This window comes from Streptomyces sp. NPDC058964 (assembly GCF_042741275.1).
GTDB lineage: Bacteria > Actinomycetota > Actinomycetes > Streptomycetales > Streptomycetaceae > Streptomyces.
Map to the genome: position 1 here is coordinate 1 of NZ_JBHYKH010000248.1, position 13029 is coordinate 13029.

Annotated in this window: 14 protein-coding genes; 7 read left to right on the top strand and 7 right to left on the bottom strand. The window is 73.8% G+C overall.

Annotated elements, in window-relative coordinates:
• The 7 genes from ACFW2E_RS26890 to ACFW2E_RS26920 form a co-directional block, all read left to right on the top strand.
• On the top strand, nucleotides 1-469 hold a 469-nt coding region (locus ACFW2E_RS26890), incomplete at its 5' end, for an ADP-ribosylglycohydrolase family protein (protein ID WP_384469642.1).
• The gene (locus ACFW2E_RS26895) at nucleotides 466-1581 is read left to right on the top strand and encodes an ADP-ribosylglycohydrolase family protein (RefSeq protein WP_384469643.1); all 1116 of its coding nucleotides are present in this window, start codon (nucleotides 466-468) and stop codon (nucleotides 1579-1581) included. The genes ACFW2E_RS26890 and ACFW2E_RS26895, both read left to right, overlap by 4 nt.
• 8 nt (nucleotides 1582-1589) lie before the next feature.
• Nucleotides 1590-2765, top strand: a complete 1176-nt coding sequence (locus tag ACFW2E_RS26900) for an ADP-ribosylglycohydrolase family protein (protein WP_384469644.1) — start codon at nucleotides 1590-1592, stop codon at nucleotides 2763-2765.
• A complete protein-coding gene (locus ACFW2E_RS26905) occupies nucleotides 2753-4153 on the top strand; it encodes an ADP-ribosylglycohydrolase family protein (RefSeq protein WP_384469645.1) in 1401 nt (466 codons plus the stop codon). The genes ACFW2E_RS26900 and ACFW2E_RS26905 overlap by 13 nt, the downstream gene beginning before the upstream one ends.
• Nucleotides 4150-5043 carry a ribokinase gene (gene rbsK, locus ACFW2E_RS26910; RefSeq protein ID WP_384469646.1) on the top strand — a complete coding sequence of 298 codons (894 nt, stop codon included), beginning with the start codon at nucleotides 4150-4152 and terminating at the stop codon, nucleotides 5041-5043. Before ACFW2E_RS26905 ends, rbsK begins: the two co-directional genes overlap by 4 nt.
• A complete protein-coding gene (locus ACFW2E_RS26915; RefSeq protein ID WP_384469647.1) occupies nucleotides 5040-6233 on the top strand; it encodes a CaiB/BaiF CoA transferase family protein in 1194 nt (397 codons plus the stop codon). Before rbsK ends, ACFW2E_RS26915 begins: the two co-directional genes overlap by 4 nt.
• The gene (locus ACFW2E_RS26920) at nucleotides 6230-7042 is read left to right on the top strand and encodes an HpcH/HpaI aldolase/citrate lyase family protein (RefSeq protein ID WP_384469648.1); all 813 of its coding nucleotides are present in this window, start codon (nucleotides 6230-6232) and stop codon (nucleotides 7040-7042) included. Before ACFW2E_RS26915 ends, ACFW2E_RS26920 begins: the two co-directional genes overlap by 4 nt.
• Nucleotides 7043-7121: 79 nt before the next feature.
• On the opposite strand, the gene lgt is transcribed toward ACFW2E_RS26920, so the two are convergent.
• The 7 genes from lgt to ACFW2E_RS26955 all read right to left on the bottom strand — a co-directional run bounded on the left by lgt (nucleotide 7122) and on the right by ACFW2E_RS26955 (nucleotide 12908).
• Nucleotides 7122-8180, bottom strand: coding sequence for a prolipoprotein diacylglyceryl transferase (gene lgt / locus ACFW2E_RS26925; RefSeq protein WP_384469649.1), 1059 nt, complete (start codon nucleotides 8178-8180; stop codon nucleotides 7122-7124).
• An 82-nt stretch (nucleotides 8181-8262) separates the two neighbouring features.
• Entirely contained in the window at nucleotides 8263-9033 is a 771-nt protein-coding gene (locus ACFW2E_RS26930) for a DsbA family protein (RefSeq protein WP_384469650.1), read from the bottom strand.
• 91 nt (nucleotides 9034-9124) lie between these two features.
• The gene (gene trpA, locus ACFW2E_RS26935; RefSeq protein ID WP_384469651.1) at nucleotides 9125-9943 is read right to left on the bottom strand and encodes a tryptophan synthase subunit alpha; all 819 of its coding nucleotides are present in this window, start codon (nucleotides 9941-9943) and stop codon (nucleotides 9125-9127) included.
• On the bottom strand, nucleotides 9940-11223 hold the full coding sequence (gene trpB / locus ACFW2E_RS26940) for a tryptophan synthase subunit beta (RefSeq protein ID WP_384469652.1): 1284 nt from the start codon (nucleotides 11221-11223) through the stop codon (nucleotides 9940-9942). The genes trpA and trpB overlap by 4 nt, the downstream gene beginning before the upstream one ends.
• Nucleotides 11224-11280: 57 nt before the next feature.
• Entirely contained in the window at nucleotides 11281-11508 is a 228-nt protein-coding gene (gene trpM, locus ACFW2E_RS26945) for a tryptophan biosynthesis modulator TrpM (RefSeq protein WP_384469653.1), read from the bottom strand.
• 21 nt (nucleotides 11509-11529) lie between these two features.
• Entirely contained in the window at nucleotides 11530-12339 is an 810-nt protein-coding gene (trpC, locus tag ACFW2E_RS26950; RefSeq protein ID WP_384469654.1) for an indole-3-glycerol phosphate synthase TrpC, read from the bottom strand.
• A gap of 119 nt (nucleotides 12340-12458) precedes the next feature.
• Complete coding sequence (locus ACFW2E_RS26955) at nucleotides 12459-12908, bottom strand: DUF2752 domain-containing protein (protein WP_384469655.1); 450 nt, start codon at nucleotides 12906-12908, stop codon at nucleotides 12459-12461.
• Nucleotides 12909-13029 lie beyond the last annotated feature (121 nt).

The following is a 13029-nucleotide window of genomic DNA, read 5'->3' on the forward strand; positions in this document are numbered from 1 at the left end:
GGCTCCCGAGGCGGTGGCCCTGGCCTTCGGGGCGTACGCGGCGGCCGACGGCGACTTCAAGGAGGCCGTCCTGACCGCGGTGAACATGGGCCGCGACGCCGACACCACGGCCGCGGTCGCGGGCGCCCTGGCCGGCGCGACCCGGGGCGTGTCCGCCGTACCGGCCGAGTGGGCCGCGGCGATCGGCCCGGCCAGGGGCAGCTGCCTGCCCTCCATGGCGGGCCACCATGTGCTCGACCTGGCGGAGCTGCTGCTGCCGGGCGAGGGCGGCAAGTGGGGGGCCGACGTGGTCGTACCGGACTACCTGCCCGGAGTGGTGCGGGACCTCGCCGGCCTCGTACCCGACGGCACGAGGACGGCCCTCCCGCCGGCTGACCCACCGGACCGGCCGGGCGCCGGGTGGACCGAGGTCGGGGGGCCCGGGCAGCGGAGCGCCCTGGGGGCCGGCACCAACGAGGTCCTGTCATGACCCGCCGTGTCGAGGGCCTGCTGCTGGGACTGGCCGCGGGCGACGCCGCCGGCTGGCCCGCCGCCCGGCACCGGGCCGCGCGGATGCCCGAGTGGACCCGGCGCCTGACGCGCGAGCTGGACACCTTCGCCGAGCAGAACGCGACCACCACCCTGCCCGTCCCCATCGCGCTCAACCAGCCCCCCGAACCGCTGCGCCTCGGCCCGTCCGACGACGCCGAGTGGGCGGTGTTCGCGGCCGAGGCGGTACTGCGGGCCGGGGACGACAGCGTGCTCGGGGACCTGAGCCGGGAGCGCCGGACCCGGGCCGCCATCGATCTCACCTGGAGCGCCGTCGCCTCCGAGGTGGCGGCGGCCGCCGACCGGGCCCCCGAGATCGAGTCCGCGGTACTGCCCCTGCGCGCCCGTATCTCGGTGCGCGCGGGGCTCGGCAACCTCGTCACCGGCCTGCGCCCGCCGGCCACCGGCCACGACAACCCGCACTACTTCGACGACGCGGCCTGCGTACGCGCCTGCGTCCTGGCGGTGGCCCACCCGGGCGACCCCCGGCTCGCCGCCGACCTGGCCGAGTTCGACGCCCGCTACACCCAGGACGGCGACGGCGTGCACGGCGCCCGGGCGATGGCGGCGGCCCTCGCGCTGGCACTCGCCGGGGCGGAGCCGGAGGCGTGTGTGACGGCCGCGCTCGGCGAGCTGCCGGAGGAGACGGAGATCGGCCGCAACGCCCGGCAGGCACTGACCCTCGCGCGGGAAACGGACACCGCCTTCGCCCTCATCCCGCTCCTCGAACACCAGATCGTCGACCATGTCTACAGCTATGGAATCGCCGCCGCCGAGACGGTCCCGGTCGCCCTCGCCCTGGCCACGGCCGCGAACGGCCGGATCGCCGAGGCCGTCCCCGCCGCGGCCTGCCTCTCCCGGGTCGCCGACTCGGCGCCCGCCCTGGCCGGCGCGCTGACCGGCGCCCTCGGCGGCGGCGAGTCGATCCCGCCCGCCTGGCGGGACGCCTGCCGCACCCTGCCCGGCTGCACGCTCCCCCGGCTGACCGGCACCGACCTCGTGGAACTCGCCGAACTCCTGGAAGCCACACAACCGGCCCGACCAGGAGGATGATTCGGGGCATGACGCCCAAAGGAGAAGAAAACAGCGGGCCCGGTCTGGACGAACGAATCACCGGAGCAGTCGTCGGGGGCGCCGTCGGTGACGCCCTCGGCGGCCCCGTCGAGGGCTACTCCCCCGACCAGATCCTCGAACGCCACGGCGGCCGCGTCACCGGCGTCGTCGGCCCCTGGAACGGCGACGCCTGGCGCACCGCCCGCCCCATCGCCCCGTACCACAAGGGCGACGGGCACGTCACCGACGACACCCTGATGACGCACGCGCTGGTCCGGGTGTACGCGCGGGTCCGCGACCACCTCGACGCGTACGCGATCGCCGACCACCTGGTCCCGGACCTGATGACCAACCCGCGCTGGATTCCGGAGCTGGAGGCCGAGGCGCTCCCGCTCCAGCGCGTCTTCCTCGCGGAGAAGTGGCTGGTGGCAAGGCTGGCCTACGGTCATGTGGACCCCCGCGAGGCCGGCACCGGGAACATCGTCAACTGCGGCGCGGCGATGTACATGGCCCCCGTCGGCCTGGTCAACGCGGCGGACCCCGCGGCCGCGTACGCCGAGGCGCTGGACGTCGCGGGCGCCCACCAGTCGTCGTACGGCCGTGAGGCGGCCGGGGTGTTCGCGGCGGGGGTCGCGGCGGCGTGCACACCGGGGGCGACGCCGGAGTCGGTGGTGGCTGCCTGCCTGTCGCTGGCGAAGGACGGCACCCACGAGGCGATCGCGCGGGTCTGCGAAGCGGCGCGCGCGTGCCGGGACTTCGAGTCGGCGCTGGCCCCGCTCCGGGAGGCGGTGGCCCCCTACGACACGGTCGGCCCCGACTACCGCTCCCCCTCCCTGGCGGCCCGGCGCCCGTCCCGTCTGCACTCGATCGAGGAACTCCCCGTCGCCCTGGGCATGTTGCTCGTCTCCGGAGGCGACTACCGGCAGGCCGTGCTCGGCGCCGTCAACTACGGCCGCGACTGCGACTCGATCGCGACGATGGCGGGTGCCCTGGCCGGGGCACTGGGCTCACCGGTCCCGGACGACTGGTCGAAGACGGTCGCCGAGGCGAGCCGCCTGGATCTGTGGGCGCCGGCGCGGACGCTCGCCGAGGTGGCCCGGGAGGTCTTCGAGCGGGACGTACGGCGGCGGCGCGCGCACGAGCGGGCGTTCACCGAGCTCGGGGGCGCGGGATGCTCCGACTGACGTGGGTCCAGCCGGAGGACCTGCTCGGCCACGAACTGCGCCAGGCCCGTCAGGACGGCCGCGAGCCCTCGGCGGTCGCGGCTCGGTGGAGGGCGGCGGGCGGCGAGGAGGCTCCGGAGCGGGCGGGGGCCTCGGCGGGGCGGGCGTCGCGGTACCTGCGGCAGCTCGCGGAGGATCTGCTGGACGAACTCGCCGACCTGCCCAGCAGGTTGGCGGACGAGGAACCGACCGGTCTGGAGAGGATCAAGGCCCGCTGCCCGGACTGGCCGGCCCGGACCGTGGCCGGCCGTCCCGCCGGGGAGGCGGGCGCCGCCGCCCCCGTACGGGCTCCCTCCCCGCTCGCCCTCGAAGCGGCCTGGCTCGGCCGTGCCGTGGGCTGCCTCCTCGGCAAGCCGGTCGAGAAGCTCCCCCTCGACGGCATCCGCCGGCTCGCCAGGGCCACCGGCAACTGGCCTCTGAACACCTGGTTCACCGCCCGGGGCGTCCCCGGCGAACTCCTTCGCGCCCACCCCTGGAACCGCCGCTCGGCCGCCACCTCGCTCGCCGAGAACATCGACGGCATGCCCGAGGACGACGACCTCAACTACCCCCTTCTCAACCTCCTCCTGCTCCGCCGCCACGGCAGGACCTTCACCACCCGGGACGTGGCCCGGCTCTGGCTCGACGAGCTCCCGGCCGGCCGCACGTTCACCGCCGAACGCATCGCCTACCGCAACCTCCTCAGTGGCGTCGAACCCCCGTACACCGCCCGCCACCGCAACCCCTTCCGCGAATGGATCGGCGCCCTGATCCGCGCGGACGTCCACGGCTGGACGAACCCGGGAGACCCGGCGGCGGCCGCCGAGCAGGCCCACCGCGACGCCTGCCTCACCCACACCGCCAACGGCGTCTACGCGGCGATGTTCACCGCGGCCGCCATCGCCACCGCCGCCACCGGCACCCATGACGTCCACGCCTGCCTGCGCGCCGGCCGCGCGGTCGTCCCGGAGCGTTCCCGGCTGGCCGCGGCGGTCGACCACGCCGTCCGGCTCGCCCGGTCCCGCGAGGACTTCGACACGGTCGTGGACGAACTCCACGCCGCCCACTCCCCCACCCACCACTGGGTGCACGCCGTGCCGAACACCGCGCTGATCGCCGCCGCCCTCACCCACGCCGACGGCGACTTCACCGGCTCCGTCTGCCGTGCGGTGTCGGGCGGCTGGGACACCGACTCCAACGGGGCCACGGCGGGAAGCATCGCCGGTCTCCTCGCCGGCGCCCCCGCCGCTCTCCCCGACCGCTGGACGGCCCCCCTGAAGAACCGGCTCGCCACCTCCGTCGCCGACTTCGACGGCACCGGCTTCGACACCCTCGCCCACCTCACCCGCCTGGAGGCGACCCGCCCATGACCCATATCGCCGTACTCGGCAGCTTGAACATGGACCTCGTCGCGTACGTCGAGAAGGCCCCGCAGCTCGGAGAGACCGTCACGGGGCGGGAGTTCCGCACGATCCCCGGTGGCAAGGGCGCCAACCAGGCGATCGCCGCCGCCCGCGCCGGCGCCACCGTCTCGATGATCGGCGCGGTCGGCAACGACACCTTCGGCACCCGGCTGCGCGACGCACTGGAGCACTCCGGGGTGGACACCGATTCCCTGCGCACCATGGAGGGCTCGTCCGGCACGGCGCACATCGTGGTGGACGACGAGGGGGGCAACTCGATCGTCGTGGTCCCGGGCGCGAACGGCACCGTGGACCACCTCTGCCCCGGCGACGAGGCCGTGATCTCCTCCGCCGACGCGCTGCTGCTGCAACTGGAGATCCCGCTGAAGGCGGTGCTCGCGGGCGCCGAGGCGGCCCGCCGGCACGGTGTCCGTACGATCCTCACCCCCTCGCCGGCCCAGCCGCTGCCACCCGAACTCCTCGCCGCCACCGACCTGCTGGTGCCCAACGAGCACGAGGCGACCGCCCTCACCGGGCGCCCCGACCCGCGCGAGGCGGCGGCCGCCCTGCTGGACCGGGTGCCGGAGGTGGTCGTCACCCTGGGCGCGGTGGGCAGCCTGTACATGACCCGGGGAGCCGAACCGCTCGTGGTCCCCGCACCCCGGGTGACCGCCGTGGACTCGACGGGCGCGGGCGATACGTTCGCCGGCGCCCTCGCGGTGGCGCTCGGCGAGGAGCGGCCGATCCGGGAGGCGCTGAAGTGGGCCGCCGCGGCCGCCGCCGTCGCCGTACAGCGGGAGGGGGCTTCGGCGTCGATGCCGTACCGCCCCGAGATCGAGGCGCAGTACACCGCATGACCACCACACAGCCCCTCAGCGGCCTGCGCGTCCTCGATCTGGCCACCCTCTTCGCCGGTCCGCTCGCCGCCACCCTGCTCGGCGACTTCGGCGCCGATGTGATCAAGGTGGAGCATCCGGCCAAGCCCGACCCCTCCCGGGGCCACGGTCCCGCGAAACACGGCGTCGGCCTGTGGTGGAAGCTGCTCGGCCGCAACAAGCGCACCATCACCCTCGACCTGTCCAAGCGCGGCGGCCGGGCCACCCTGCTGCGCCTGGCCGCCACCGCCGACGTCGTCGTCGAGAACTTCCGCCCCGGCACCCTGGAGAAGTGGGACCTGGGCTGGGCGGAGCTGTCCGCCGTCAACCCGCGGCTGATCCTCACCCGGGTCACCGCCTTCGGCCAGTTCGGCCCGTACGCCCATCGTCCCGGCTTCGGGACCCTGGCCGAGGCGATGAGCGGCTTCGCCGCGATCACCGGTGAGCCGGACGCGCCGCCGGTCCTCCCGCCCTTCGGCCTCGCCGACTCCATCGCGGCGCTGGCCACGGCGTACGCGGTGATGACGGCGCTCGCGGCCCGTGAGCGCACCGGCGAGGGCCAGGTCGTCGACATGGCGATCATCGAGCCGATCCTGACCGTGCTCGGCCCGCAGCCCGTCTGGTACGACCAGCTGGGACACGTGCAGCCGCGCACCGGCAACCGCTCCCAGAACAACGCCCCGCGCAACACCTATCGCACGGCTGACGGCGCCTGGGTCGCGGTCTCCACGTCCGCGCAGTCGATCGCCGAGCGCGTCATGCACCTGGTCGGCCGCCCGGAGCTGGTCGCCGAGCCGTGGTTCGCCACGGGCGCCGACCGGGCCGCGCACGCCGACGTCCTCGACGAGGCGGTCGGCACCTGGATCGCCGCCCGCTCGCGCGACGAGGTCCTGGCGGCCTTCGAGAAGGCGGAGGCGGCCGTGGCGCCGATCCAGGACGTCCGGGACGTGATGCGGGACCCGCAGTACCAGGCCCTGGACACCATCACCGCCGTCGAGGACCCGGAGCTGGGTCTCCTGCGCATGCAGAACGTCCTCTTCCGGCTCTCCGCCACACCCGGCGCGATCCGCTGGGCGGGCCGGCCGCACGGCGCGGACACGGAGGCCGTCCTGACCGAGCTGGGCCTGACCCCGGCGGAGCTCGGCTCGCTGCGCGCGGAGGGCGCCCTGTGACCCCCTTCCCGCTCACCTGGCTGTACGTCCCCGGCGACCGTCCGCACATCGTGGCCAAGGCGCTGGCCTGCGGCGCGGACGTCGTCGTGATCGACCTGGAGGACGCGGTCGCCCCCGAGCGCAAGGCGTACGCCCGCGCGGCGACGGCCGACCTCCTGTGCGAACCCCCGCCGGTCCGGGTCCACGTCCGCGTCAACGCCCTGGAGGCCCCGTGGGCCGAGGCCGATCTCCGGGCGGTGGCCGCGCTTCCGGGTGTGTCCGGGCTGCGTCTGCCGAAGGTCACCTCCCCCGAGGAGGTGGTGCGGGTCGCCGAGGACACCGGGCGCTGCCTGTACGCCCTCCTCGAATCGGCGCTGGGCATCGAGCACGCCTACGCGATCGCCTCCGCCCATTCGGCCCTGCGGGGCGTCTCGCTCGGCGAGGCGGATCTCCGGGCGGACCTCGGGGTACGGGACGACGCGGGCCTGGACTGGTGCCGCTCCCGGGTCGTGGTCGCGGCCCGGGCGGCCGGGCTCGCCCCGCCGCCGCAATCGGTCCACCCCGACATCCGCGATCTGGAGGGCCTGGCCGCGTCCTGCGCACACGGCCGCTCGCTGGGGTTCCTGGGGCGCGCCGCCATCCACCCCCGGCAGCTCCCGATCATCGAGCGGGCCTATCTCCCCACGGAACAGGAGCTCGAACAGGCCGAGACGATCGTCAAGGCGGCGACGGAGGAGCAGGGCGCCCTGGCGCTGCCGGACGGCAGATTCGTGGACGCAGCGGTGGTGGCGGCGGCACAGCGGACGCTGTCCCTGGCCCGCCGGAGCTGACGGCGCCCCGCGCCGGCACGCGGCGAGGGCGCCCGGACCGCTCCGGACGCCCTCGTCGTCGTACAGCTCGTTGCCCAGGTCAGCCCTTCTTGGTGGCCGACTCCGGCTCGTCCTTCGCCACGGCGGGCTCGGCCCCCTCGGACTCCGACCCGGTCTCGGCGTCGGCTCCGTCCACGGCCTTGTCCACGGCCTTGTCCACGGCCTTGTCCGTGGTCTTGTCCGTGGCCTTGTGCTCGCTCGGGTCCGCGGCCTCCTCGGCCTCGGCCTCACCGGCGCTCTCCGCCCCGGTACCGGCCTCACCCGCGGCGGCGGCGCCGTCGACGGCGGCCGGTTCGACGACCGCTTCCCGACCGGGCCGCTTCTTCGACGACACCACGATGTAGAGCACCGCGAGCAGGAACACGATGATCGCGGTCCAGTCGTTGAGGCGCAGGCCCAGGATGTGGTGGGCGTCGTCGACGCGCATGTACTCGATCCAGCCGCGGCCCACGCAGTACGCGGCGACGTACAGGGCGAAGGCCCGGCCGTGGCCCATCCTGAAGCGGCGGTCGGCCCAGATCACCAGGAAGCCGACGCCGACGCACCACAGGGACTCGTAGAGGAACGTCGGGTGGTAGTAGCCCGGCACCCGGCCGCCCTCGGAGGAGGTGATGTGCAGCGCCCACGGCAGGTGCGTCTCGCGCCCGTACAGCTCCTGGTTGAACCAGTTGCCCCAGCGGCCGATGGCCTGGGCGAAGGCGATGCCGGGGGCGATGGCGTCGGCGTAGGCGGGCAGGGGGATGCCCCGGCGCCGGCAGCCGATCCACGCGCCCACGGCACCGAGCGCGATCGCGCCCCAGATGCCGAGACCGCCCTCCCACACCTTGAAGGCGTCCACCCAGTCGCGGCCCTCGCTGAAGTACAGCTCGTAGTCCGTGATCACGTGGTAGAGCCGGCCGCCGACCAGGCCGAAGGGCACGGCCCAGACGGCGATGTCGGCCACCGTGCCGGCCCGGCCGCCGCGGGCGATCCAGCGCCTGTTGCCGAGCCAGACGGCGACGAAGACACCGATGATGATGCAGAACGCGTAGCCGCGCAGCGGAATCGGGCCGAGGTGCAGGACCGAGCGCGACGGGCTGGGAATGTAGGCAAGTTCCATGGCAAGAACGACGCTACCGTGCCGGGCCCGGCACGCGGCAGGCAGCCCGGCTACGGGTCCATAACGGGGGTGTGAGAAACACTTACCCCTGGTTTGCCGCCTCCACCAGCTGCTTGAGCTTCGCCGGGGTCATCGTCCTGTCCTGGTAGATGTTCTTGCCGTTCAGCAGCACGGTCGGCGTGCCGCCGAAATTGCCGGCCTTGAACGCCGCGTGGGACTTGTCGACCCAGCTGTCGTGCCTGCCGTCGTTGACGCAGGCGCGGAAGGCCGGCGTGTCGAGGCCCGGGACCTTGCCCGCCAGCTCGATCAGCTTGGCGTTGTCCGCGAAGGCGTCGTCCGTCTCGTTCGGCTGGTTCGCGTAGAGGACGTCGTGGTAGTCACGGAACTTGCCGGCGTCCTGGGCACAGGCCGCCGCGTTGGCCGCGCGGAGGGAACCGGTGCCGCCGAGGTTGCCGTCGATGAGTCTGACCAGGTGGTAGTCCACCCTGAGCTTGCCGGCGTCGGTGAGCTCGTGGACCGTCGGGCTGTAGGCCGCCTCGAAGGCCTTGCAGGCCGGGCAGCGGAAGTCCTCCCACACCGTGATCGTGGTCTTGGCCCCGCCCTTGCCGACCGGGATCGCGAGGCTGTCCTTGCCCTGCGCGCCCGAGGGCGCCGCCACCGGACCCGCACTCTTGCCGCTCTTGCCGGCGTTGGCGGCGATCACGCCGATCACCGCCGCGAGTCCCAGGACGCAGACGACGCTCGCGCCCACGATCAGCGCACGACGTCGCTTCTCCGCGGCCTTCTGTTTCTCGCGCTCGACCGCCATCCGCTCCCGGGCGGTGCGCTTTCCGTCACGGTTCTTCTCGCTCACACCCCCAGAACGAACCGGGGAGGCGCAGCGTGCCTCCCCGGTCCCAGGTCCACCCGTTCGGGTGACCGAAATCTCCCGTTACGCCTGACCGCTACGCGTCGCCGCGCACACCCTTGGCGAGTTCCCCGGCCAGCTCGCGCACCGCCTCGACACCGGCCGCGTCGTCCGGCGCGTCCAGCATCCGCTTGACGAAGGCCGAGCCGACGATCACCCCGTCGGCGAATCCGGCGACCTCGGCGGCCTGGCTGCGGTCGGACACGCCGAGCCCGACGCAGACGGGCAGGCCGGTGCCGGTGGCGCGGGTGCGCCGCACCAGGTCCTGCGCCTGCGCGCCGACCGACTCACGGGTGCCGGTGACGCCCATCAGCGAGGCGGCGTAGACGAAGCCGCTGCCCGCCGCGGTGATCTCGGCGAGCCGCGCGTCCCTGCTGCTGGGGGCGACCACGAAGACCGTCGCGAGCCCGTGCTTCTCGGCGTGCTCGCGCCACAGCGCCGACTCCTGGACGGGCAGGTCGGGCAGGATGCAGCCTGCTCCGCCCGCGTCCGCCAGCTCGGCGGTGAAGCGCTCGACGCCGTAGCGGTCGACGGGGTTCCAGTACGTCATCACGAGCACCGGCTTCCCGGTGGCCGTGTGGGCCTCCCGGACCGTGCGCATGACGTCGGCGATCTTCACACCGCCGCGCAGGGCGATGTCGTCGGCGGTCTGGATGACCGGACCGTCGAGGACGGGGTCGCTGTGCGGCAGCCCCACCTCGACCACGTCGGCGCCGCCGTCGAACACGGCCTTGATCGCCGCGATGCCGCCGTCCACGGTCGGGAACCCGGCCGGGAGGTAGGCGATGAGCGCGGACCGTCCCTCGGCCTTGGCGGCCGCGAGGGTGTCCGTCAGCAGTTGCACGTTCCCGCTCACTTGGCGTCCCCCTCGATCTCGGCGGTGTCGGCGGCGTTCGCGGCGACCTCGGCATCGGTGTCGTACAGGCCGAAGTAGCGGGCGGCCGTGTCCATGTCCTTGTCGCCGCGGCCGGACAGGTTGACCACGATCAGCCCGTCCTTGCCCAGTTCCTTGCCGACCTCCAGGGCACCGGCGAGGGCGTGGGCGCTCTCGATGGCCGGGATGATCCCCTCGGTGCGCGACAGCAGGCGCAGGGCCTGCATGGCGGCGTCGTCGGTGACCGCGCGGTACTCGCCGCGGCCGCTGTCCTTGAGGTAGGCGTGCTCGGGCCCGATGCCCGGGTAGTCCAGGCCGGCCGAGATCGAGTACGGCTCGGTGATCTGGCCCTCCTCGTCCTGCAGGACGTACGACCGGGAGCCGTGCAGGATGCCGGGCTCGCCGGCGGTGAGGGTGGCCGCGTGCTCGCCGGTCTCGACGCCGTGTCCCGCGGGCTCGCAGCCGATGAGGCGCACGGAGCTGTCCGGGATGAAGGCGTGGAAGAGGCCGATGGCGTTGGAGCCACCGCCGACGCAGGCGACGGCCGCGTCGGGCAGGCGTCCGGCGCGCTCCAGGAGCTGGCGGCGGGCCTCCACACCGATCACCCGGTGGAAGTCCCGGACCATGGCCGGGAAGGGGTGCGGACCGGCGACGGTGCCGAAGAGGTAGTGGGTGCGGTCGACGTTGGCGACCCAGTCCCGGAAGGCCTCGTTGATGGCGTCCTTCAGGGTGCGGCTGCCGGACTTCACGGCGACGACCTCGGCGCCCAGCATGCGCATGCGGGCCACGTTGAGGGCCTGCCGCCGGGTGTCGATCTCGCCCATGTAGATGGTGCACTCGAGGCCGAACAGCGCGCACGCGGTGGCGGTGGCGACGCCGTGCTGGCCGGCGCCCGTCTCCGCGATCACTCGGGTCTTGCCCATCCGCCTGGTGAGCAGGGCCTGGCCGAGCACGTTGTTGATCTTGTGGGATCCGGTGTGGTTGAGGTCCTCGCGCTTGAGGAACACCCGGGCCCCACCGGCGTGTTCGGCGAACCGCGGCACCTCGGTGAGGGCGCTGGGACGGCCGGTGTAGTTGACGAGCAGGTCGTCGAGTTCACGGGCGAACTCGGGATCGGCCTTCGCCTTGTCGTACTCGACGGCGACCTCGTCCACGGCGGCGACGAGCGCCTCCGGGATGAACTTGCCGCCGAACGCCCCGAAGTAACCCTCGGCGCTGGGAACTTGACCCTCCGGGTCGGGGATGAAGAACTCGCTGGGCATGCGGAAACCTCACGGTGAGCTGTGGATGGACACCAATCGCCGTGGGGGCAGGGTTGGTCAGTCGACCGCGGGCCCGTCGTGGCCGGGCGTCGCGCAGTTACCCGCGCCCCTGTAGGCCGGCTGCTGCCATCGCATGCCGTTCACCTGTCCCGGTTCGTCCCCGATGACGTACCGCACCCGGCGCCCGTGCACCCGGCGTGCGGGCGCACGGCAGCCACGGGGCCGGCAGCCGCGCGCGAGGCGGGCGTACGGGTCCCGGAGCGTCGTGGAGGGCGGAAGCGTCATCGGGGTCAGCCTACCGGGGGTTCAGCCCCGCCCGTGCCGCAGCGCGGGGTGCTCACCCGCCGCGACCAGGTCGGCCACCGCGGCCTTCGGGTCACGCCCGGTCACGAGGGACTCTCCGACCAGGACCGCGTCTGCGCCCGCGTTGGCGTAGGCGATCAGGTCGTGCGGACCGCGCACGCCTGACTCGGCGACCTTGACGATGCTGTCGGGGATCTCCGGCGCGACCCGCTCGAAGGTGCCGCGGTCGACCTCCAGCGTCTTCAGGTTGCGCGCGTTGACGCCGATCACCTTGGCACCGGCGTCCACCGCACGGTCGACCTCCTCCTCGTCGTGCACTTCGACGAGGGGGGTGAGGCCGATGGAGACGGCGCGCTCGATCAGCGACTCGAGGGCCGGCTGGTCGAGGGCCGCGACGATCAGCAGCGCGAGGTCGGCGCCGTGCGCGCGGGCCTCCCAGAGCTGGTACGACGTGACGATGAAGTCCTTGCGCAGGACCGGGATGTCCACGCGGGCGCGGACCGCCTCCAGGTCCGCGAGCGAGCCGCCGAAACGGCGCTGCTCGGTCAGGACCGAGATGACGGCGGCGCCGCCTGCCTCGTAGTCCGCGGCGAGCCCGGCCGGATCGGCGATCGCGGCCAGCGCGCCCTTGGACGGGCTGGAGCGCTTGACCTCGCAGATCACCTTGACGCCGTCGCCGCGCAGCGCGGCCACGCCGTCCTTGGCTGCGGGTGCCTTCGCCGCGCGCTCCTTGAGCTCGTCGAGGCTGACGCGCGCCTGCCGCTCCGCGAGGTCGGCACGGACTCCGTCGATGATCTCGTCGAGCACACTCACGCGAGCGGCCCCCTTCCGAACGATCGAAAACCCATGGTCACTGCGATGGTATCCGGAGGAAGCGGCACGCCTCACATCCGGCGGACGGCGGTCCCACTACCTGGACGTTCGCCGGGCGATCAAGGATGCAGCCAGCCGCCGAACGGCAGGTTCCGGACAACGGTGAAGATCATCAATACGGCCCCCAGACTCCAGAGGTGCACCGGCCCGAGATCGATGCGCGACGGCCGTCCGCGCACCGTTCTGACCACCCACAGCGTCCACAGCGCCGCGAAGCCCACGTAGGCGACCACGGCCATCGCGTTGTCGTGGAGCGCGGTGAGGAGGTCCCCGTGGACGAAGGCGTGCGCGCTGCGCAGGCCGCCGCAGCCGGGGCAGTACACGCCGGCGTAGGCCAGCAGGGGGCACACCGGGTAGTGGCCGGGCTCGTTGGGGTCGACGGCGCCCACGTAGGCGAAGGCCCCGACGACGGCCGTGAGGATCCCGGCGGGGACGGCCAGCCGTCCCGGCAGGGCGGCGGACGGCCCGGTCTGCTGTGCGCTCTGGCTGTCGGCGTTCACGTCTTGCATTGTGCCGCGCACGCGGCGCACGCGCGCGGAGGGGGCGCCCCCCCCCCCAAGGTTGCCCCCCGCCCCCCCCCCGGCTAAGGCACGACCAGCCCGCGGGCAAGCCGAGTGACGCCCCCCCCCC

Bases quoted from the DNA above. Each gene is read 5' to 3' on its own strand.
- lgt (WP_384469649.1), bottom strand. From the start codon at position 8,180: ATGGAACTTGCCTACATTCCCAGCCCGTCGCGCTCGGTCCTGCACCTC.
- trpB (WP_384469652.1), bottom strand. From the start codon at position 11,223: ATGCCCAGCGAGTTCTTCATCCCCGACCCGGAGGGTCAAGTTCCCAGC.
- ACFW2E_RS26895 (WP_384469643.1), top strand. From the start codon at position 466: ATGACCCGCCGTGTCGAGGGCCTGCTGCTGGGACTGGCCGCGGGCGAC.
- ACFW2E_RS26955 (WP_384469655.1), bottom strand. From the start codon at position 12,908: ATGCAAGACGTGAACGCCGACAGCCAGAGCGCACAGCAGACCGGGCCG.
- ACFW2E_RS26905 (WP_384469645.1), top strand. From the start codon at position 2,753: ATGCTCCGACTGACGTGGGTCCAGCCGGAGGACCTGCTCGGCCACGAA.
- rbsK (WP_384469646.1), top strand. From the start codon at position 4,150: ATGACCCATATCGCCGTACTCGGCAGCTTGAACATGGACCTCGTCGCG.
- ACFW2E_RS26915 (WP_384469647.1), top strand. From the start codon at position 5,040: ATGACCACCACACAGCCCCTCAGCGGCCTGCGCGTCCTCGATCTGGCC.
- trpM (WP_384469653.1), bottom strand. From the start codon at position 11,508: ATGACGCTTCCGCCCTCCACGACGCTCCGGGACCCGTACGCCCGCCTC.
- ACFW2E_RS26900 (WP_384469644.1), top strand. From the start codon at position 1,590: ATGACGCCCAAAGGAGAAGAAAACAGCGGGCCCGGTCTGGACGAACGA.